Origin of the sequence: Desulfoferula mesophila (genome assembly GCF_037076455.1) — a bacterium.
GTDB classification, from domain to species: domain Bacteria; phylum Desulfobacterota; class Desulfarculia; order Desulfarculales; family Desulfarculaceae; genus Desulfoferula; species Desulfoferula mesophila.
The window spans coordinates 1,636,182-1,657,348 of sequence record NZ_AP028679.1; the positions used below are offsets into that span (position 1 = coordinate 1,636,182).

Sequence of the window (21,167 nt, forward strand, 5' to 3'; positions counted from 1 at the left end):
AGCTATGTCAAACACCGGCGACATAATCGAGCTGCAGGACATCCACAAGTCCTTCGGGTCTCAACGGGTGCTCAAGGGACTCAATCTGAAAATCCCCAAGGGCTTGACCACTGTGATCATCGGCCGGTCCGGCGGCGGCAAGAGCGTGATGCTCAAGCACATGATCGGGCTGATAAAGCCGGACCAGGGCCAGGTGCTGGTGGGCGGCCACGACATCGTGGGGCTAAACGACCACCAGCTCAACCAGGTGCGGCGCCGCTTTGGCATGCTTTTCCAGGAGGCGGCGCTGTTCGACTCCATGACCGTGTTGGACAACGTGGCCTTCCCCCTGAGGGAGCACACCCACCTTACGGACCAGCAAGTGCGCGAGAAGGTATCGGAAAAGTTGGCCATGGTGGGCCTGCCCGGCGTGGAAAAAAAGATGCCCAGCGAGTTGTCCGGGGGCATGCGCAAGCGGGTGGGCCTGGCCCGGGCCATCGCCCTGGAGCCGGAGATCATCCTCTACGACGAGCCCACCACCGGCCTGGACCCGCCTCTGTCGGCGGCCATCAACCGGCTCATAGCCGACACCCAGGCCAAGCTGGGGGTGACCTCGGTGGTCATCAGCCACGACATCGAGGGCGCCTATGAGGTGGGTCACAATATCGCCATGCTTTATAATGGCGAGATCATCGTGCAGGGCACCCCGGAGGAGATTCGCCACAGCGACAACGAGGTGGTGCAACAGTTCATCCACGGGCGGCCCGAGGGTCCCATAGACGTGATATAAATCGGCCGCCAAAGCCGTATAGTTATATACTTAGGAGCCGTATTCACCGGAGGCAGCATGTCCGGAGTTTCCACAGAGGCCAAAGTCGGCATCTTCGTGCTGGTGGGGTTGGCCGTTTTGGCCTACATGACCATCCGCCTGGGCTCGTTCAAGATCGGCGGTCCCGAAGGCTACGAAGTGTACGCGGTGTTCGACCAGGCCACCGGTTTAAAGAAGATGGCCCCGGTGGAAATGGCCGGAATCCAGATCGGGCAAGTGGAAAAGATCACCCTGGACCACGGCAAGGCCAGGGTCACCATGATGATTTCCAATGACGTGCCCCTGGCCCAGGACGTAAGCGCCCTCATCCGCACCCGCGGAGTCTTGGGCGACAAGTACGTGGCCATGGAGCCGGGCACCCCCTCCGCCCCCAGGTTGAAGAACGGCCAGCAGATCTCCCGGGCCAGCGTGCCCACCGACCTGGACCAGGTGATGTCTAGGGTGGGCGAGGTGGCCGACAACATCCGTCAGATCACCGAATCCCTCAAGGTCTCCATCGCCTCGCCGGAGTCGGCCCGCAACATCAGCGAGGCCCTGGCCAACCTGCGCGAGCTGACCGGCAGCCTCAAGACGGTGGTGTCGAGCAACGAAGACCGATTGAACCGCATCGTGGCCAACCTGGACCGCTTCACCGGAGATCTGAGCGACCTCAGCAGCGACAACAAGAAGGCCCTGAGCGAGACCATCAAGAACTTCCAGGTGGCCAGCGCCCAGATGCAGACCACCATCGCCTCCCTGAACTCGGTGATGGCCAAGGTGGACAAGGGCGAGGGCACCATCGGCCAGCTGGTCAACAACAAGCAGACCATCGAGGATCTCAACGCCACCCTGTCCTCGCTCAAGGACGTGAGCCAGAAGATCGCCAAGGGCGAGGGCTCCATCGGCAAGCTGGTCAACGATGACACCACGGTCACCAAGATCGACGAGGCCCTTACCTCCATCAACGACTACCTGTCCAGGGCCGACGCCTGGCGGGTTTTCGTCGAGTACCGCGGCGAGTACATGTTCAAGGAGGATTCGGTTCGCAGCGAGCTGAACCTGCGCCTGCAGCCCAAGGCGGACAAATTCTTCCTCATCGGCGTGGTGGACGACCCCATGGGCAAGCGCACGGAAACCACCAAGTACAAGACCGTCAACGAGGACGGCCATGTATCCAACACCGAAACCAATACGGTAAGCTACGATCTCAGCGACCTCACCTACAACGTCCAGTTCGGCAAGCGCTTCTGGGATCTCACGGTCAGGGCGGGTATCTTCTCCAGCACCGGCGGCTTGGGCGTCGATTACTATCTGTTCAACGACAAGCTCCGGCTGACCCTGGAGGCCTACGACTGGTCCACCGACGCCAATCCCCAGGTGCGCTTCGTGGCCAGCTACGACTTCTGGAACTCTTTCTTCCTCTCCGCCGGCGTGCAAAACATCATCAGCGACGACGGCGAAACCTCCTTTTTCATGGGCGGCGGCATCTACTTCTCCGACGACGACATAAAATTCTTGCTGACCAGCGCCCCAACCACACCCTAGGAAGGGGAGTGCCATGCGCTTTAAAAGCATCATAGCCGCCACCGATTTCTCAGAGATGGCCGAGGAAGCCCTGCGCCAGGCCCTTTCCCTGGCCCAACAGCATCAGGCCCGGCTGCTATTGGTGCACGTGCTTCCGCCTCTGGTCACCCCCAACCCCCTGTTGGACGAGTTCGTGGTAAACCAGACCACCCTGACCCTGCGCCAAAGCCTCAAGGATTCCTGCCAAGCGGCCCTGGAGGAGCGCCGGCAAAAGGCCGCTTCCCAGCTGAACTTGGAGACGCGCCTGTTGGAAGGCGACCCCACCCGGGAGTTGGTTCGCCTGGCCAAGGAGGAGCGGGCCGATCTTTTGGTTATGGGCAGCACCGGGGTGACCGGCCTGGCCGAGACGGTGTTCGGCTCCACCGCCCAGAAGATGGTGCGCAAGGCGCCTTGTTCGGTGTTGGTGGCCCGGCCGCCCCTGGATGTCTCCGAATCTTAACAAGCCGATCCGCGGCCCTGGCCGGGTAAAATTCTGCCGAATGGTATATAGTTAAATTAACTACTTCCGGGTCGCCTATGGGGATCCGAGGCGAATAGCAGCTATGCGCGAATTTCTTGCAGCCGTGAATAACGAACTGGCTCAGGGCAACAGCCTGTGCCTGGCCACCATTATCGCCCAAAAAGGCTCCGCCCCCCGCTCGGCGGGCAGCCGCTTTTTTGTGCGCGGAGACGGCAGTTTTTGGGGGACCATCGGCGGAGGCAATTTCGAGGCCCAGGTTATCGAAAAGGCGGCCCTGGCCCTCAGGCAGGGACGCACCGAGTTGATGCACTACCGCCTCATGGGGGCGGATGTGGCCGACAGCGAGATGATCTGCGGCGGAGATTTGGACGTCTACCTGGACCCGGTGTCGGCCGACGACCCAGACAACCTGGCCCTGTACCAGGCGGCGGCCCAGTCCACCAACGGCGGCCGGGGCCGAGCCATGTTGGCCACCTTGATGATCGACGGGGGCAGCCCCCGGGCCGCGGGCCGCAAGCTTCTGCTGCGCCATGGACAACCGGCGCTGGGCTCTTTGCCGGTGGACGAGGACGGGCTGGCCTCCTTGGCCGCCAAGCTTGGGGCAAATGGCTCTTTTCCGCAGCAGTTATGGGACGCTCCGGGCGCCGCCAGCCTGCCCGCCCCCCTTTTGCTGGAGAGCATAGCCACCCAGCCGGTGGTTTATATTTTCGGGGGGGGCCATGTCAGCCAAAAGCTGGCGCCCCTGGCGGCCATGGCCGGCTTCGGGCTGGTGGTGGCCGACGACCGGCCCGAGTGGGGCAACCGCCAGCGTTTCCCCCAGGCCCAGGAAATATGGAATCGCCCTCTGGAAAAGGTCCTGGAGGGCGAGAGCCTGGGGCCGGACGCCTATATCGTCATCGTGACTCGGGGCCACCTCTACGACAAGGAGGTGTTGGCCCAGTCTCTGAGGCAAAACGCGGCCTATGTGGGCATGATCGGCTCCAAGCGCAAGCGGGCCATGATCTATAAGGCCCTGAGCGAGGAGGGCGTAACCTCCGCGCAGTTGGAGCAAGTGCATTCTCCCATCGGGCTGGCAATCGGGGCGGAGACCCCCGAAGAGATAGCCATCAGCATCGTCGCCGAGTTGGTGATGGTGCGTGCCGCCCGCATGGGTAGCAAACGCCTATTAATGGGGATATGAGCCATGCGTTTGATCAATTGGCTGATAATCGCCGTCCTGGCCTTGGGCGCCGGATGCGCTCATTACGCCAGCGATGAGGAAAGCAAAATTCAACCGGGCATGACCCCCGACCAGGTCATCGCCAAGCTGGGCGAGCCGGAGCACGTCAAGCGGGTACGCTTTCCGGGACACCAGCGGGACTATCTCGTCCTGGAGTACAACCTGGTGCCCGAGATTCCCGCCTGCCCCTCCTCGGCGGCGGCCCGGGCCATCACCGGCATGCTCACCCTGGGGGTCAGCGAGGTGGGCTGGACCAACGCCCAAGCCACCCCCCACTGGATTTACTTCCTCGACAACAAGATGGTTTTCTTCTCAGAGGCGGTGGACTGCAAAAAGGAGGGCTGCCGTACCTGGATAGACATCCGGGACAAGAACTACGCCGGTGCCAAAACCGCCGCAACCAAACAAAGGATTACCCCTAAAGAATGATTAAAGAAGACAATCCCGACTTTCCGGCCCAGTCGGAGCGCACCCCCGAGGCACCCGTGGGGGTGCCTTTCGCCGACTTCGATCTACCCCCGGAGCTTCTGCGGGGCCTCAATGATTCGGGATACGAGCGCTGCACCCTGATCCAGGAGAAGGCCATTCCCCTGGGTCTGGCCGGCAAGGACGTGGCCGGAGAGGCCCAGACCGGCACGGGCAAGACCGCGGCCTTTCTGGTGCCCATCTTCGCCCACCTGGCCCGGGACACCGAGCGCAAACCGGGCCAGGGCCCCTCGGTGCTGATCATCAGCCCCACCCGCGAACTGGCCATGCAGATATTGGACGACGCCCGGGACATCGGGCGGCATCTTGACCTCAAGATGCTGGCCGTGTTCGGCGGGGTGGACTATCGCAAGCAGGCCGAGGCCCTCAAGGATGGCGTGGACCTGGTGGCGGCCACTCCGGGGCGGCTCATCGACTACATGAAGCAGCGCATCTTCGACCCCCGCGGGGTCAAGTACCTGGTCATCGACGAGGCCGACCGCCTGTTCGACATGGGCTTCGTGGACGACCTGCGCTGGGTGCTTAGGCGCCTGCCCAAATACCACGAGCGCCAGAGCATGCTGTTCTCGGCCACCTTGGGTTGGCGGGTTTCGGAGATCACCTACGAGTTCATGAACCTGCCCACCCGGGTTTCGGTGGTGCCCGACACCAAGACCGTGGCCCAGGTGACCCAGGAGATGTATCACTGTTCGGCCACCGAGAAGCTCAACCTGCTTTTGGGCCTGCTGCAAAAGGAGGACTGGACCCGGGTGATGATCTTCACCAACACCAAGCGGGCGGTGGACATGCTCACCTTCAAGCTGCAGGCCCACGGCTTCCCGGCCGAGGGCATCAGCGGTGATTTGACCCAGCCCAAGCGCATGAAGCTCATGGAGCAGTTCAAGAAGGGCGACCTCAAGATCCTGGTGGCCACCAACGTGGCCGCTCGGGGCCTGCACATCGACGACGTGAGCCACGTGATCAACTACGACGTGCCCGCCGACCCCGAGGACTACGTGCACCGCATCGGGCGCACCGCCCGGGCCGGCGCGGTGGGCAAGGCCATCACCCTGTGCTGCGACGAGTACGCCACCCACTTGCCCTACGTGGAAGACTACCTGGACGCCAAGATCCCGGTGGTGTTCGCCGAGGACGAGATGTTCCTGCCCGACGACACCCCCGCCTATCGGCGGCCCCCCCGGGCCCGGCGCGACGGGCCCGGCGGCGGACGCAGCGGCGGGGGGCGCGGCGGCCGGAGCGACAAGGGCGGCCGGGGAGGGCGGGGACGCCCCCGCGCGGCGGCCGGTGAAAAGTCCGGCGAGGGTAGCTTCGGCGGGCGCCGCCGCCCCCGCAAAAGGAGCGGTTCCTAGGGCTCGGGGCAGGGCGCGCCCCCTTCGGTCGGCAACACTTAACCTCAAGGGAAAGCGAGCGCGGGAGCAGTTTGGCCCATGGAGCTGAGCCGGTCCCATCCCAGCCGGACCCAACGCCTGCTTAGCCTGGCGGTCCTGGGGCTATTGGCCCTGGTGGCCGCCGTGGTGTTTTGGCAGCAAGGCCGCTACGACCCCGCCTCCTGGGGCTGGGGCGGCGCTGCCGGGACCGGGGCGGGCCTGCTGGCCGAACTGGCCGTGCCCGGCCTCGCCCCCCTGGGGCCCGGCGAGGGCTTCACCCCGGCCACCCTGTCCGACAAGATCGACGGCAAGGCCGAGCTTTACCTGGCCGCCGGTTTCGAGAGCATGGCCGCCCGGCGCTACGCCCTGGCCGGGCAACCGGCCCAGTGGCTGGAGCTGATGCTTTATCGCATGAAAGACTCTCGCGCCGCCTACAGCGTGTTCAGCAACCAGCGCCGCTCCGGGGCCAAGGATTCCGGCCTGACCCCCAACGCCTACACCACCAGCAACGCTCTGTACCTGGCCCAGGGGCCCTATTACCTGGAGGCGGTGGCCTCCTCGCCCCAGCCCGCCCTGGTGCAGGGGTTGGCCCAGGCGGCCAAGGCCCTGTTGGCCAAGCTGCCCGCCGCGCCCAGCGCCGCCCCGGCCGAGGCCGAGCTGTTCCCCGCCCAGGGCATGAAAGCGGGCTCGGTGGTGCTGTTGGCCAAGGACGCCTTTGGCATGGCCGGGCTGGACCAGGTGTTCATCGCCGCCTATCCCCAGGGCGCCCAGGAGCTGATGGCCTTTTTGGCCCGCCGGGCCGACCCGGCCACGGCCCAGAAGCAGGCCGCGGCCTATGCCGCCTTCCTCAAGCAAAACGGGGGCAATCCCCAGCCCGCTCCGGCGGGGCTGCCGGGGGCCCACCTGGCCGAGGTGTTCGGGGCCTGGGAGCTGTTCTGGGCCCAGGGGCCCTATCTGGCCGGGGTGCGCGGCTCCGAGGACCAGGCCGCCACCCTGGCGCTGGCCATGCGCCTGCGCCAGGCCCTGGAGAAAGCCCAGCCATGAGCCGCGAGACGGACCAGGAACGCCGCCGCTTTCTGTTGCGGGCGGGCAAGGCGGGGCTGGGGGTGGCCGCCATCGGCGCCCTGGGCTGGTGGGCCCACGACACCCAGGGCCCAAGCGCCAATATCGGCCAGGCCGCCAACGTGAAGCTGCCCTCCTTTGCGGTCAAGGGCACCGACAAGCGCTTGGCCGTGGTCAAGAGCAGCCACCGGGTGCCCGCCCTCCGGGCCGGCCTGGAGGCCCTGGGGGGCATGGGGGCCTTTGTGGGAGCGGGGCACAAGGTGGTCATCAAGGTCAACGCCGCCTTTGCCAGCCCCCCCGCCCTGGGGGCCACATCCAACCCCGAACTGGTGGCCGAGCTGGTGCGCCTGTGCCGGGGGGCCGGGGCCAAGCAGGTGATCGTCACCGACAACCCCATCAACGACCCGGCTTCCTGCTTCGAGCTTTCGGGCATCGGCCCGGCGGCCCGGGAGGCGGGGGCCCAGGTGGTGCTGCCCCATCCGGGGGCCTTCGCGCCTTACAGCCTGCCCGGCGGGCGGCTCATCCGCGACTGGCCCCTAATGTACGGCCCCCTGGCCGGGGCGGACCGGCTCATCGGCCTGGCCCCGGTGAAGGATCACCACCGCAGCCAGGCCTCGGTGACCATGAAAAACTGGTACGGCCTGCTGGGCGGCCGCCGCAACGTGTTCCACCAGGACATCAACGGCATCATCAGCGAGCTGGGGCAAATGGTCACCCCCAGCCTGGTCATCGCCGACGGGGTGGCCACCCTGGCCCATAACGGCCCCACCGGCGGCTCTTTGGAAGACCTCAGGCCCACCGACACCCTGATCCTGGGCACCGACCACGTGGCCGTGGACTCGCTGGCCGTGGGGCTCTTGGGCCTCAAGCCGGCGAAGGTGCCCTGGTTGGGCCTGGCCGCCCGGGCCGGGGCGGGCACCACGGACTATGAATCGCTGAACCCCACCCGGGTGGAGCTGGGCTGATGCGTATCGTCACCGCGCGCCGCATAAGCCAAGGCTTCTTTCTGGCCCTGTTCCTGTGGTTCTGCCTGGTGGCCACGGTGGGCGAACGCCTGTGGCAACTCCGGGGCTGGCCGGTCAATTGGTTCCTGGAGCTGGACCCCCTCACCGGGCTCACCAGCCTGCTGGCCTCGGGGACGCTCTACGCGGGCCTCCTCTGGGGCGCGGCGGTGCTGGCCCTTACCCTGGTGGTGGGGCGCTTCTTCTGCGGCTGGGTCTGTCCCTTTGGGGCCATGCACCAGTTCGTGGGCTGGCTGGGTTCGAGGGGCAAGCCGCTGAAGGAGCGGGTGCGACGCAACGCCCCCCATCCGGCCCAGCAGATCAAATACCTGGTGCTGGCTTTTTTCCTGGGCGCGGCCATGAGCGACCTGGCCGCTCGCCTGGCCCTGGGCCAAGTGGCCGCCTCCCTGGCCGGGGCCATCGTGCTGGGCCTGGTGCTCTGGGCCACGCGACGGGGGCAGGGCGGGCGGGCCTATGCCCTGGCCGTGGGCCTGGTACTGGCCGCGTGGGTGGCCTGGAGCCTGGCCGCACCCCACGGCGGGGCCTGGCTGTTGGCCGGGCTGCTGGACCCCATCCCCCTGGTGAGCCGTTCGGTGAACCTGGTGCTCCTGCCCCTGGCCGACGCCCCGGCCCGCGTGGCCTGGCCCGAGCCCCGCTTCTACCAGGGCGCCGGGCTCATCGCCACGGTGTTCGGGGCCGCCTTGCTGCTCAACCTGTGGCGGCCTCGCTTTTTCTGCCGCTACGTGTGCCCCACCGGCGCCCTGTTGGGCCTGGTGGGCCGCCACGCCCTGTGGCGGGTGGGCAAGAAGCAGGCCCGCTGCGGGGCCTGCCTGGGCTGCGACGGGGCCTGTTCAGGCGCGGCCCGCCCGGCGGGACGCCTGCGCCCGGCCGAGTGCGTGCTGTGCCTCAACTGCCTGGACGCCTGCCCGGAGGACGACATCACCTATGCCACCCGGCCCTCGGCCGGCGGCGAGGCCGCCCCGGACCTGGGCCGCCGCCGGGTGTTGGCCGGACTGGGCCTGGGCCTGGTCGCTCCGCCGGTGCTAAGCCTGAGCGGAGTGCTGGGGCCGGGCTGGAACCCGGCCCTGATCCGCCCGCCCGGCTCCCTGCCCGAGTGCGAGTTCCTGCGCCGCTGCCTGCGTTGCGGCCAGTGCATGCGGGTGTGCCCCACCGGGGTGCTGCAACCGGCCGGGCCCTCCTTTGGCCTGGAGGCCCTGTGGACCCCGGTCTTGAACATGACCATCGGCACCAGCGGCTGCCAACTGCGCTGCACCGCCTGCGCCAGCGTGTGCCCCAGCGCGGCCATCCGGCCCATCAGCCTGGCCGAAAAGCTGGGCCAGGGCGAGTTCGCGGCCCAAGGGCCCATCCGCCTGGGCTGCGCCTTTGTGGACCGCGGCCGCTGCCTGCCCTGGGCCATGGACCGGCCCTGCATAGTGTGCCAGGAGAACTGCCCGGTGAGCCCCAAGGCCATCTTCACCCGGGTGGCCTGGGAGACGGTGCTCACCGGTCTGGTGGCAGGGTCCGCCACGGGAGGCGAACTCACGGTGAGCGGCAAGGCCCTGAAGCCCGCCGCCCTGGCCAGCGGCGACTACTACCTGCAAATGGGCGCTGCGCGGGCGCGCATCGTGGCCAACGGCGCGCACAGCCTGATCTTGACCGGGGGGAGCGACTGGCGCACCCCCGCCCCCGGAGAGGCGCTCAGCGTGGCGGTGCGTTTGCAGCGGCCTTACGTGGACCCCGCCCGCTGCATCGGCTGCGGCATCTGCCAGCACGAATGCCCGGTGAGCGGCAAACGGGCCATCCGGGTGAGCGCCGAAAACGCCACCCGCGAGCGGGCCCATTCCCTGCTGCTCAAGGGAGCCGGTCCGGTCTAAGGGCGCAAATTTCGCACGAATGTGCGCTTGTACAATCCTCGAGGCCCACAAGGCGCCTGTTATAATTTTTAGATAGGGCTTTAAACCGCCGCCAAGAAGGCGGCGAGCTTGGGTGAAACCAAGGGAGGTTTAGCGAAATGGCCGAGCAAAAGACCGGGCGCAGCCGCCGGGATTTCATCAAGACCGTGAGCGCGGCGGGGGCGGCGTCCCTGCTGGTGGGAGCCGGGGCGGGCGCGGCCTCGGCGGCCGAGGAAATCAAGGTGCCACGGCGGCCTTTCGGCAAGACCGGGGTGGAGGTCTCCACCCTGTCCCTGGGCGGCATCTTCGACATCGTGAGCAACCAGATGGTGCTGCACCAGGCCCTCAAGCTGGGGGTGGACTACTGGGACACCGCCTACAGCTACACCGGCGGGCGCAGCGAAACGGGCATCGGCAAGTTCCTGGCCCGTTACCCCCAGGAGCGCGGCCGCATCTTCCTGGTGACCAAGGCCAACAAGCGCGCCCCCCAGGACCTGGAGAGCGAGCTGAACCAGTCCCTGGAACGTTTGCAAACCTCCTATGTGGATCTGTTTTTCGTGCACGCCATCAGTGATATCTCCGACGTGGACAAGCCGGAGATAAAGGCATGGGCGGCCAAGATGAAGCAGGCGGGCAAGATAAAGCTCTTCGGCTTTTCCACCCACCGCAACATGGAAAGCTGCCTGGCCGCGGCCCCCCGCCTGGGCTACATCGACGGCATCATGATGACCTACAACTACCGCATCATGCACAACCAGGACATGAACAAAGCGGTGCAGGCCTGCCACGACGCGGGCATCGGGCTAACGGCCATGAAGACCCAGGGCGGCGGCCCGGTGGCCGACGACACCGAAGGCGAGGTCCAACTGGCCGGGCGCTTCCTCAAGAAGGGCTTCACCACCCACCAAGCCAAGCTCTTGGCCATTTGGGAGGACAAACGCATCGCCGCCATCTGCTCCCAGATGGCCAACGTCACCATCCTCAGGGCCAACGCGGCCGCTTCCCTGGACCGCACCGCCCTGAGCGCCGCCGATCGGCGGGCCCTGGCCGCATATGCCCGGGCCACCGAGGGCTGCTACTGCGCCGGGTGCGCCTCGCTGTGCGAAGAGGCCTTGAGCAACGCCGCGCCGGTGGCCGACGTGATGCGCGGGCTGATGTACGCCCGCTGCCACGGCGACCGCGACCTGGCCCGCCAGACCCTGGCCCAGGCCATGCCCCAGGGGCCGGAGTCCCTGCTGGCCCTGGACTTCGCCCCGGCCCAGGCGGCGTGCCCCCGGGGGCTGCCCATCGCCCGGCTGATGCGCGAGGCGGCCGAGGAAATGGCCTAAAGGCCGATTACGGCTTGCGAAGCCGGTGGTTTTTGTTATAATCCGCTTCTGTCGCCCCAGGGCGGCTACATAACGCGCCCGTAGCTCAGCTGGATAGAGCGCCGGACTACGAATCCGTAGGCCGCCTGTTCGAATCAGGCCGGGCGCACCAACAAAATCAAGGGGTTACGTCACTAGGCGTAACCCCTTCTCTTCTTCTGTGTGAGAATTTGTGTGAGACTTTTGGGACACTTTGCCAGTGACCTGCTCCAATACACGCATTGCCTCTCGCTCGGTGCAACCGATGCTATGCAGATAAATCTCAGTGGTCTTACGGTTCTCATGCCCTAGTAGCCGTTGTATGGCTCCCATGGGGACGTTGCTGTTATCGAGCACGGTTGCCCCTGCGTGGCGAAGGGGATGGAAGCGGAAGTAACGCACCTCGGCCCTCTGACATAGGGTTTTCATGAACCGCTTACGGTCCTTGTACGGCCCTTCAACCCACCGGCTTTCATTCCTGCTCCAGTACCGATGCCAGAACACCCAGGGTAGGTCCTTCCTGCGGTGTTTAAAACGTCGCGACATCCTCTTGAAGAGACGGTCGGTCATCGGCATGGTGCGTGGAGTCAGATCGCCTCCCCGTTTTTTGCGGGTGTACAGTACCAAGGACCTAACCTTGAAGTCCACATCATCCCAAGTCAAGCGGTTGACTTCGCTAACTCTGGCCATGGTGTCTCTGATCACCCACAGGTAGTCTTGCGTATCTGGATCTGCCAGCTCAATCACCCGGTCGATATCGTCCATCGGCGGGATGTATTTGACCCGTTTCTCCACCGGAATGAAATCAAGACGCTCTGTCGGGTTGTGGGTGATCAATCGCTTCTTGTAAATGGCGGTCCAAAAGCGAGACGATTTTAGTGGCGGTTGAAAACCGTGACACATTGATTCAGTTTTCTTCAGGTGTTTTGGTGCGATGGAGGCCATGGTGGCTTCCAGGCCAGGACTCTCTGGAGGAGCGGAAGGGGTGTACACGGACATGGATCAATGGGCCCGGATCAGACTTGAGTTGCGCGATGGCCAGGCGAGCAAGCGCGAGTTAATGCGTAGAGAGGGCATCCATTGGGATACCCTGCAAAAGATTCAGAATTTTCCCGAGCCTCCCGGATACCGGCTCAGCACCCCCCGAGCCAAGCCCAAGCTTGGCCCCTACCTTGAGTTGATCGCCCGGATCATAAAAGAGGACAAAAAGGTTCCCAAGAAGCAAAGGCACACGGCCACGCGCATATATCACCGCATCAAGGAGGCGGGTTATCAGGGCAAGTACACCCAGGTAAAGGAGGCGGTGCGCGCAATCAAGCGCGTGAGCCAGGAGGTGTACATGCCCCTGGTCCATCGTCCCGGCGAGGCGCAGGTGGACTTTGGCTATGCCCTGGCCAAGGTTTCCGGGGAGCTTCGCAAGATAGCGCTTTTTATCATGGCCTTGCCGTACTCCGATGCCTTTTTCGTGGCGGCCTTCGACAAGGAGTGCAGCGAGAGCTACTGGGAAGGGCATGCCAGGGCGTTCGAGTTTTTCGGTGGGGTGCCCCACCGGATCAGTTACGACAATAGCAAGGTCCTGGTTTCCAAGATCATAGGGCCTCATGAGCGCAAGCTGACCGATGGTTTTCTCAAGCTGCAGAGCCATTACCTTTTTCGGGAGCATTTTTGTCGGGTGCGGCGTCCAAACGAGAAGGGCGTGGTGGAAGGGGTGGTCAAGTACGCCCGGCAGAATTTTTTGGTGCCAGTGCCCCAGGTGAAGGACCTGGCCGAGCTCAATGCCATGCTTTTAAGGCAGTGCCGCGACGACATGAAGCGCCGTTTGCGTGGCAAGGGCGGTAGCAAGGCCGAGGTTTTGCAGGAAGACCAGACAGCCTTTGTCCCCCTGCCTCCCTCCCGCTTCGATGCCTGCCGCAAACAGCCTACCCGGGCCAATTCATTGTCCCTGGTCCGCTTCGACGACAATGACTACTCGGTGCCGGTGGCTTGTGCCCACCATGAAATTGTGGCCAAGGGCTATGTGGATCGGGTGGTGCTCTGCCACCATGACGTGGTGGTGGCCCGCCACTCCCGATCCTGGGGCAAGGAAGGGGTGTTTTTCGACTACCGGCATTATCTGCCCTTGCTGGAGCGCAAGCCTGGCTCCCTGGACCACGCCCGCCCCCTGGCTGACCTAGATCTGTCTGAGTGCTTTGAGGTCTTGAGGCGGCGGCTGGTGGCCGGGGAAGACATGCCTGGCCAGGGCACCCGTAAATACATAAAGGTCCTACGTTTGCTGGAGGACCACTCCATGGCCAGACTGAAGCGGGCGGTGGAGCAGGCATTGTACGCGGGAGCCTATGCCCCGGAGGCCATTGTCCACCTGCTGGAGCCGCCATCATCAGGGCCCGCGGCCACCTTCCTGCTGGACGGTCGTGAGCACCTGGGCCGAGTGAGCGTGGCCGGGCCCGATATCACAGTCTATGACTCCCTCCTCGCGCAGGGAGGGGCGCTGTCATGAAGGACCAGGACAAACCCACCGTGCTCTTGGAGTACCACCTCAAAAAGCTGAAGCTGCCCACCATTCTCCGGGAATACGCGGCCATGGCCAAGGTCTGCAGCCAAGACCGCTCCGATTACATGACCTACCTGCTGCGCCTGACCGAGCGGGAGCTTCTGGACCGCGAGAAGCGGGCAGCCGAAAGGCGCATCAAGCAAGCCGCCTTTCCGGTGATCAAGACCATGGACACCTTTGATTTCAAGGCACAGCCCTCCATCAATCAGCAGCTGGTCAGGGAGCTGATGAGGGGCGAGTACATCGCCAAAAAGGAAAACGTGCTCCTGATCGGAAACTCCGGCACCGGCAAGACCCAGCTGGCCAGCGCCATGGCCTTTGCGGCCTGCGCCCAGGGAAGCAAGGTGAAATTCTACAGCGCCACCGCCCTGGTCACAGAGCTCATGGAATGCCGCGAGGAAAGACGTCTGCAACGCCTGCAGAAACAGCTCCAGCGCCTACACCTGCTGGTCATCGATGAACTGGGCTATGTGCCCTTCTCCAAGATAGGCGCTCAAATGCTATTCGAGGTGGTGGGTAGGGCATATGAACAACAAAGCCTCATGATCACCACCAATCTCCCTTTCCAGCAATGGACGGAGGTCTTCGGCTCCGAAAGACTCACCGGTGCACTGCTGGACAGACTGACCCATAGGTGCCACATCATCGAGGCCAATGGAGAAAGCTACCGGCTCCGCCAAGCCAAAAGACGATCCCAGGCAAAGCCCAAAACCAACTAAGGCAAGATCATGATTGACAGCATGAACAACAGGACTATATCTCTAAAACAAGTGTCACGGTTTTAGACCGCCAACTGTCCCGCACTTACTCCGCCATTCACACTTCAAATCCCCGAACTCGCCAAACACTTTAAGGTAATTGCTTTCGACAACAGGGGCGCAGGTCGTAGCGACAAGCCTGCAATGGACTACTCCATTCCATTGTTCGCGGCCGATACGGCCAGGCTACTGGAGGGCCTGAAGGTCGAGAGATCTCATGTCTTGGGTGTTTCCATGGGTGGCTACATTGCTCAGGAACTGGCCCTGGCCCGGCCGGAGATGGTGGCTGGGTTGGTGTTAGGTTGCACCAGTTGCGGCGGGGACCCGGCTGTGTATATGGACCCGGTGGAGCGGGCTGCTTTTACCACCAACCAGGGTCTGAGCCCTGAGCAAATCCTGTACAAGGACATGCACATCTATTTCAGCGACGAGTTCGTGGCGGGCAACCCGGAGTTCATCGAGCGGTTCGTTGAGATCTCCCAGCTACACTACCAGCCAGCCGATGCCTTCCTGCGCCAGGTGGAGGCCTGCAACCGGCACGACACCGCCGCCCGGGTGGGAGGCATAAGCGCACCCACCCTAATCCTGAGCGGCGACGATGATCATTTGGTGCCCACCGAGAACTCCCGCATACTGCACCGGCTGATTCCCGGCTCTCGCCTGCGCATGTTCCCAGGCGGCCGCCACGCCTTCTTCATTGAGTTTCACCAGGAGTTCAACAGCGAAGTGGTGGAATTCCTGGCCGCCTGTGGAAAATCCTAGTTTTGCCGCTGGAAGGGAACTATCCCGCCGGAAACTAGCCCCGCTGTCTGTTCAGCTTTGAATACGTGTTACTGCTGATTATTACCTTGCTGGTCTTCTGCAGTGCGACCGTTTTCTACAATACTCATAGTTACCTTATCGCCTAAAGGCCAACCTCTCACAAAGGCAAAAATAAAACCAATTTATAATATGTTAGGCTCTACCCGACAGGTACCAGTCTCCAGGCCCTGGACTTACCTCTCGGCTTCTCCAAAGTGAAATTAGCTCCAGGTTTGGCACCAGACTTTTCGGCAAAATCGCTCACGGTCAACCGACCCTTAGCGGTAACCTCATAAGTGGTAGGCTTGGCCTTCGCCTTGCCACCGGTTGCCTCTTGCTTGATCTTGCCCGATTCCACCATGCCCATTTTTAACTGCTGTGCGAACTCAACTGAAGTCATGGCTTTTTTCTTGTAGGCGAGCTTCTCTCTAATCTCCTGCTCTGATACACCATCGCTGACCATCTTGATAAGTTTCTTGCGGTCTACCTCATTCCATTTCGAGGCCCTAGCCATTTTCAGGACTCCTTTTGCCATAAGGGTACTTCAATTTTGTTGATGGTTCGTATTACCAAATATTATTGAGTCAGCGCAAGCACAATAAGCAAGCTATATTCAATGACTGTGTACTGCCGGATGAGATGTTGAGAAAGCAACTGTAACGGGAAAAGCCGCTGCCGTTGCTACCCCCTTACGGGCAGGGTGGATCCAGCGGCAGCGGCCTCTCGGGATAGTTACATTAATACCTGGCGATCATTATCCGATACTTCTTGAATGCCTCATCTATTGTCATGCCTACTGCTTCTTCAAAAACTGGCAACGCCCATTCTTCTCTACAGCTTCCGTCCTCCTCAAAAATCCAATGAATTATCACTGGAACTTTATCTATAGCCACAGCACTCTCTATAGCTAGGCGCAATAACTCACCTGCCCAGGGAATATCATAAATGAAGTCGGCTGCGGCAATACTATCAGCAATTTCCAAATAATCTTCCATGCACTCTGCCTTTTCGATTGCCATCTGGTATACTTCTCTAGCCCATTTTTTATCGTAAAGTACCTGAAAAAGAGCAATGTAGTTAGCTGTAAGTTTTAATTCAGAAGCATTATTGGCTCTGTCAGCTGCCTTTGAGAAAGCATCATAAGCATGGTCATCGAGATCCACCCAGCGATTTCTAGCAAGTTTAATCCCAATGCCGATTAGTGAATTTGTATCTTCAGTTTTATCTAAAGCTATTTTAAAGAGTTTCTCGCCCCAATCCACATATTCGTCAACACCACTAGATAACGCCGCTTCGGCCAAGTCCATCAAGCAGTTCGCGTCATCTGTTGTTTCAATGATTTGTTTCATTTCTTCTGGTAGCATTTGTGTTTTCCTTTTCACCTAAGTGTTTTAATTGCGGTCCAATGAAATGATGCCAATCAATGCATCTCCAAGTATCAATATTGGCAAAATGCTCTTGCTCTGCCGTTTACCTCCTTTCTAGACAGGCATGTAATTCCACTTAAATATCTACAAGTAACCAAAGACCAGCTACGCCCCTTTTCGCCAGTTAGGGAGGGGGAGAGTATTGTTTGTCAATGTTGGTTATCTGTAACTTCATGAGGAATGTCCTCAAGAATACTTTCAGTTTCCACCAGTTAATGTAGGGTATGTATGGTTTGGTATATTCTTTTTCTTCTTATTATTTATCTTATGGATTTTTTGGAAAACAATAGTATAACCCTACATACCCTACATGCTACTACCTGGCGAAAAGAGTCGGGAGCTACTTCAAGCCAATATCATGATAAAAAATTCCATCAGTTTCCCTTTTTTTCTTGAACAGCTTAGAGAACTTCTCCCCAAATACTCTTGAGGACTCTTCTTGTAAACCTTCCTCTTCGCACCATTGCTGATAAGCATTGTATGCGTCACTTGCTTTAAGCTTAGACCCAGGTGAATCAAAACAACATTCCTCAGCAAACTTACCTATCACATCCTTACTGGCGAAATACTCCTGGGTGTCTTTTATTACTGCAGGACATTCAGGTAACTTTTTGTTCTTGCCATATATCAATGCTCCTTGCACCAACCAAACGAGGATCCGGGCGGATTTTTCCTTGAGTTTGTCCGGTAGATCGGTGTCTACCTGGTGCTCATTGGGTCCCTTTGGATCATCTACATACCGCTGGTCAAAGGGCACCACTTTTATTCGCTCCTTTAGTGCCGCATCATTGGTATCCAGGTCAGGAAGCGGGTTGGTGAGCATGAAAATGGTGTGGGTGGGTCTGAATGTGGTTTGGCCCTCGTAGACAGCACGAGCGGTTAAAATGTCACCACCAGTGAGGCGCTTGACCTCGCTGGAGCTCAATGTGCACTCCTTATCCAATTCAGGACTCCATACCATTCGTTTCCCTTTCAAAGCCATCAGAGCGGGGCTGGCTGCTTCTGGGGACCTTCTAAATTTTTGCTGCAGCAGCATTTCTACGCTGATCGTATGGGTCAAATCTCCCAGAACATGGGACAGAACATTTGCAAGGGTGGTCTTACCGTTAAAGCCTTCTGGTCCATGAAGAATAAAGAGGGCGTGTTCAGTGGCCTTGCCGGTCAGGGCATAGCCAAGAATGGCCTGTAGGTAGACGGCCTTGGCCTGGTCACCACCGCAGATATCAAGAAGGAATTTTTGGAAGTATGTACCGCCAGCAAGAGCATTGAGATCAGTTATGCTGTAGGTGTTGTAACCCTCCCTTAAAATAGGGCCAGTTTGAGGTAGAGACTTCTGGCAGACTGAGGTCTGCAAGGAGGACTCTTCACGATGCGCAGGACCAGATTCAGCGAAACTCAGATCGTCAAAATTCTGAAAGAGGTGGAAGGGGGCAGGACCGCCAAGGAGGTCTGCCGGGAATACGGTGTCAGCAGCGCCACCTACTACAAATGGAAGTCCAAGTACGGGGGCATGGAGGCCTCGGACATCGTCCGGCTCAAGGAGCTTGAAGAAGAAAACAGGCGTCTAAAGCAGATGTACGCCGACTTGAGCCTTGAGAATCGGGCTCTGAAGGACGTCATCGAAAGAAAAATATAAGGCCAGCGGGTCGGCGCGATCTGGCTAAGTTCATGTGCAAAGAGCACGGTCTGAGCATTCGCCGGGCCTGCCGCGCCCTGAGGCTGAGCCGGTCGGTTTATGCCTACCGACCCAAGCCCCGCGACGATGGTCCGATCATCGAGGCGCTGACTTCGCTGGCAGACAAATATCCCAGATACGGCTTTGCCAAACTGTTTCAAGTAATTCGGCGGGATGGACATGGCTGGAATCACAAGCGGGTGTACCGAGTGTACTGCGCCCTGAAGCTAAACCTTCGCAGGAAGGGTAAGAAGCGCCTGCCTACTCGTGATCCCCAGCCGCTTGCAGTGCCGGATCTGGCCAATATCTGCTGGTCGGTGGACTTCATGAGCGATGCCCTGTATGGCGGCCAGCGATTCAGGACCTTTAATGTGGTGGATGATTTCAATCGAGAGGCCCTGGCCATAGAGGTGGACGTCAATCTCCCCGCCCAAAGGATAATCCGAGTGCTGGAGCGTATCGCTGCCTGGCGGGGCTACCCGTCCAGGCTGAGGCTGGACAACGGCCCGGAGCTGGTCAGTGTAGCTATGGCCCAATGGGCCGAGGAGCATAGTATCGATTTGGGTTTCACTCAGCCCGGCAAGCCCACCCAGAATTCATACATTGAACGCTTCAACCGGACCTATCGGGAAGAGGTGCTGGACCTTTACATATTTTCCCGTCTAAGCGAGGTGCGGGAAATCACGGATCGCTGGCTCAAGGAGTACAACGAGGAACGCCCTCATGAGTCCCTCGGCAACCTGACACCAGCCGAATACCTCGCTATAAATTCACCTGAAGTTTCTACTGTTGACTGGCACTAATCGGGGGAGGTTTACAGTGTCATGTGGCCCAGGCCAGGATGTCGGGATGATAGTCCTGATAAAGTCATCGGGTTGCATAGGCCTAAAGGTAACGGTTGCAGCTTGCCAATTGAATTCCAAGACTCCGTTTGCCACGCCTAGCAGATTAGGGTTGGTATCCCACTCATCTCCGGTGATAGCTAGGGAGTTGTCGCCAGTTGCGGCCTGCTCCACGACGTTCTTTTGCCAACCCGATTTTCCGAGATTGCTGATGCGTTCTCTGAGCCTGCCGATCAAACTTTCAATGTCTTGGGCAGCACTCTTTTCACCAGCAGATCTCTTGGCATTCTCTTGAATTTGCTTGAGTATCAGCGCCTCCTGATAGATTTTATCCACATTATCAAGACGCCTTTGATGTTCACCCTTCTTGTCCTCCACCCACTGGGTCCCAGTCCATATGAACCACTTACGATCTGTTCGATCGAAGCAGAGTTGACCTCGCTGCTCTTTTATAAAAAGTTCGGCGTCTCCTTTCTGACTGTGAGCCAGGTAGTGATTGATGCGCTCGTTGCTTAGGGGTGTGCGAGCATTACGTTTGCCAGCTTCCAGGGCGCTGTTCAGGGTGTCTGCGATTTCCTCGGAACCAAGACCAATCGTCTTGGCGGTTGCAGAGAATTGCCTCCGTACCATATCTTCGTCAAGGTCACCGGCATCAAGAATACGACCGATGTAATAAGCGCTCTTGTTGAGTTGATCGTTTCTTCCGCCTTTGGAGGCTTTCGCGAGCGTTTTCAACTCATAATCCAAGAGGGCATCTGCACCCTCGAACTTTTCGACGTTCTTGGGAAGTTTCCCTTGGCCGGCACTTGATTTCTGAACAGGGCGTGGTTGTTTTTGGGATTTGATCTTGTCGAGTAGCCATTGCGGAGCTTCTGCGGGTTTCATGTCATCTGGATGATGATCCTCGTCCCAAGCGTAGACCCCACCTGATATATGATCCGAGGGGGGCGCTACGACGTAGCCGTTGTCTCCGCGGACATCAAGGCCAGGGCCAATTCGACCGGCTGAATTGCCGATCTCACCGCGTTGAGGGTATTTGAAAAAGAAGTGTCGTCCCCCGCTACCGGTGTGAGCCATTACCGTCGGGGGGAGTGACCCTTGTTTCTTTTCAAGAGCAGCAAGAGAGGCCTCACCATCCTTGTCAGGCTTCATATCCACATCCAATACAAAGATTCCGCTCGCCGCTCCCGTTAGAATTCCGACATTTGCATCCGGCCATTGGCCCCACCATTCCTCTATCTGCTGAGGGTCACTTGAAGCATCATCCTGCCATTTTTTAATGTGGGCCTGTTTGCCAGGTTTGATACATTTGGGGTCATTAGATGAATAGACCGGCAACACCTTCCAGCCCAAGCGAGCATAGGCCAGTGCTGCTTCCAAGTTGTTTTCGGTATTTTTAATGGACATTAATTTTCTCCTTTTTTTAATTAGGTGTGGGCCATACCTAGGGCAGGCCCACGCATTAAATGTTAAAATTTACTTGTTCATGTCTTTACCGGTCTCTACATCGATTTTAAAATTATTTTCTTCGGCAAGTTGAACCAGAACTTCTATACACTGCAGCGCAGATTTAAGGCGTACCTCCATGTCTTTTAAGCGATAAGATCTGTGCATACGGCCATGCTTAATAAATGCTTCCACAAATTCGACATGGGCAGCCATAGCTTTAAAATTGGCCAGATAAACCTCTATATTTTTTTGCTTGGTAATGTCCTCATCAATGTTATCCTCATCCAATTCTCTTAATGTTAACATTGCATCAATTACTGGTTCAGGATCCTCGATTTGGTTTGGGAATGAATAACCACAACAAATACATAGACCATCAACCCCTGGATACGGCACGGGATATATAGGAAAATGACCACCACAATTACGACATTTGGTTACAGTTATTTGCCTTATCATT

The 21,167-nt window shown here is 59.9% G+C and carries 20 protein-coding genes and 1 tRNA gene; 15 read left to right on the forward strand and 6 right to left on the reverse strand.

Annotated features, from left to right (window positions below):
* The first annotated feature begins 4 nt into the window (after positions 1-4).
* The 11 genes from AACH32_RS07200 to AACH32_RS07250 all read left to right on the forward strand — a co-directional run bounded on the left by AACH32_RS07200 (position 5) and on the right by AACH32_RS07250 (position 11,337).
* On the forward strand, positions 5-769 hold the full coding sequence (locus AACH32_RS07200) for an ABC transporter ATP-binding protein (RefSeq protein ID WP_338606109.1): 765 nt from the start codon (positions 5-7) through the stop codon (positions 767-769).
* A 57-nt stretch (positions 770-826) separates the two neighbouring features.
* Complete coding sequence (locus AACH32_RS07205) at positions 827-2,332, forward strand: MlaD family protein (RefSeq protein ID WP_338606110.1); 1,506 nt, start codon at positions 827-829, stop codon at positions 2,330-2,332.
* Positions 2,333-2,345: 13 nt separating this feature from the next.
* Entirely contained in the window at positions 2,346-2,810 is a 465-nt protein-coding gene (locus AACH32_RS07210) for a universal stress protein (RefSeq protein WP_338606111.1), read from the forward strand.
* A 103-nt stretch (positions 2,811-2,913) separates the two neighbouring features.
* Positions 2,914-4,011: an XdhC family aldehyde oxidoreductase maturation factor gene (locus AACH32_RS07215; RefSeq protein WP_338606112.1), complete on the forward strand. Its 1,098-nt coding sequence runs from the start codon at positions 2,914-2,916 to the stop codon at positions 4,009-4,011.
* 3 nt (positions 4,012-4,014) lie between these two features.
* Entirely contained in the window at positions 4,015-4,479 is a 465-nt protein-coding gene (locus tag AACH32_RS07220) for a hypothetical protein (RefSeq protein WP_338606113.1), read from the forward strand.
* The gene (locus tag AACH32_RS07225; RefSeq protein WP_338606114.1) at positions 4,476-5,885 is read left to right on the forward strand and encodes a DEAD/DEAH box helicase; all 1,410 of its coding nucleotides are present in this window, start codon (positions 4,476-4,478) and stop codon (positions 5,883-5,885) included. The genes AACH32_RS07220 and AACH32_RS07225 overlap by 4 nt, the downstream gene beginning before the upstream one ends.
* Positions 5,886-5,963: 78 nt before the next feature.
* Positions 5,964-6,947: a DUF6599 family protein gene (locus AACH32_RS07230; protein WP_338606115.1), complete on the forward strand. Its 984-nt coding sequence runs from the start codon at positions 5,964-5,966 to the stop codon at positions 6,945-6,947.
* Complete coding sequence (locus AACH32_RS07235) at positions 6,944-7,930, forward strand: DUF362 domain-containing protein (protein ID WP_338606116.1); 987 nt, start codon at positions 6,944-6,946, stop codon at positions 7,928-7,930. The genes AACH32_RS07230 and AACH32_RS07235 overlap by 4 nt, the downstream gene beginning before the upstream one ends.
* The gene (locus AACH32_RS07240; RefSeq protein WP_338606117.1) at positions 7,930-9,840 is read left to right on the forward strand and encodes a 4Fe-4S binding protein; all 1,911 of its coding nucleotides are present in this window, start codon (positions 7,930-7,932) and stop codon (positions 9,838-9,840) included. The genes AACH32_RS07235 and AACH32_RS07240 overlap by 1 nt, the downstream gene beginning before the upstream one ends.
* Before the next feature lie 137 nt (positions 9,841-9,977).
* Positions 9,978-11,186, forward strand: coding sequence for an aldo/keto reductase (locus tag AACH32_RS07245; RefSeq protein WP_338606118.1), 1,209 nt, complete (start codon positions 9,978-9,980; stop codon positions 11,184-11,186).
* 74 nt (positions 11,187-11,260) lie between these two features.
* Positions 11,261-11,337 (forward strand) — tRNA-Arg (locus AACH32_RS07250).
* 14 nt (positions 11,338-11,351) lie between these two features.
* Here the strand turns inward: AACH32_RS07250 and AACH32_RS07255 are convergent.
* On the reverse strand, positions 11,352-12,149 hold the full coding sequence (locus AACH32_RS07255) for a tyrosine-type recombinase/integrase (RefSeq protein WP_338606119.1): 798 nt from the start codon (positions 12,147-12,149) through the stop codon (positions 11,352-11,354).
* Positions 12,150-12,201: 52 nt separating this feature from the next.
* Between AACH32_RS07255 and istA the strand changes: the two genes are divergently transcribed.
* From istA to AACH32_RS07270, 3 genes are all read left to right on the forward strand, one after another.
* A complete protein-coding gene (istA, locus tag AACH32_RS07260; RefSeq protein ID WP_338599205.1) occupies positions 12,202-13,701 on the forward strand; it encodes an IS21 family transposase in 1,500 nt (499 codons plus the stop codon).
* Positions 13,698-14,474 carry an IS21-like element helper ATPase IstB gene (gene istB, locus AACH32_RS07265; protein WP_338599592.1) on the forward strand — a complete coding sequence of 259 codons (777 nt, stop codon included), beginning with the start codon at positions 13,698-13,700 and terminating at the stop codon, positions 14,472-14,474. The genes istA and istB overlap by 4 nt, the downstream gene beginning before the upstream one ends.
* Before the next feature lie 108 nt (positions 14,475-14,582).
* The gene (locus tag AACH32_RS07270) at positions 14,583-15,275 is read left to right on the forward strand and encodes an alpha/beta fold hydrolase (RefSeq protein WP_338606651.1); all 693 of its coding nucleotides are present in this window, start codon (positions 14,583-14,585) and stop codon (positions 15,273-15,275) included.
* 199 nt (positions 15,276-15,474) lie between these two features.
* Here the strand turns inward: AACH32_RS07270 and AACH32_RS07275 are convergent, their stop codons facing one another.
* The 3 genes from AACH32_RS07275 to AACH32_RS07285 form a co-directional block, all read right to left on the reverse strand.
* The gene (locus tag AACH32_RS07275; protein ID WP_338606120.1) at positions 15,475-15,828 is read right to left on the reverse strand and encodes a hypothetical protein; all 354 of its coding nucleotides are present in this window, start codon (positions 15,826-15,828) and stop codon (positions 15,475-15,477) included.
* 223 nt (positions 15,829-16,051) lie between these two features.
* Positions 16,052-16,678 carry a hypothetical protein gene (locus tag AACH32_RS07280; protein ID WP_338606121.1) on the reverse strand — a complete coding sequence of 209 codons (627 nt, stop codon included), beginning with the start codon at positions 16,676-16,678 and terminating at the stop codon, positions 16,052-16,054.
* A 403-nt stretch (positions 16,679-17,081) separates the two neighbouring features.
* On the reverse strand, positions 17,082-18,095 hold the full coding sequence (locus tag AACH32_RS07285; protein ID WP_338606122.1) for a DNA primase family protein: 1,014 nt from the start codon (positions 18,093-18,095) through the stop codon (positions 17,082-17,084).
* Between the two features lie 15 nt (positions 18,096-18,110).
* Between AACH32_RS07285 and AACH32_RS07290 the strand changes: the two genes are divergently transcribed.
* Positions 18,111-19,219 (forward strand): IS3 family transposase gene (locus AACH32_RS07290; protein ID WP_338598789.1). Its coding sequence is split into 2 segments (ribosomal slippage): positions 18,111-18,363 and positions 18,363-19,219, totalling 1,110 coding nucleotides; the frame shifts between segments, so codons are not numbered across the junction.
* On the opposite strand, the gene AACH32_RS07295 is transcribed toward AACH32_RS07290, so the two are convergent.
* Positions 19,187-20,665 (reverse strand): bifunctional DNA primase/polymerase, encoded by a 1,479-nt coding sequence (locus tag AACH32_RS07295; RefSeq protein ID WP_338606123.1) that lies wholly within the window; start codon positions 20,663-20,665, stop codon positions 19,187-19,189. The two genes, AACH32_RS07290 and AACH32_RS07295, sit on opposite strands and share 33 nt — an antisense overlap.
* Positions 20,666-20,734: 69 nt before the next feature.
* The gene (locus AACH32_RS07300; RefSeq protein WP_338606124.1) at positions 20,735-21,166 is read right to left on the reverse strand and encodes a hypothetical protein; all 432 of its coding nucleotides are present in this window, start codon (positions 21,164-21,166) and stop codon (positions 20,735-20,737) included.
* Position 21,167: the final 1 nt, after the last annotated feature.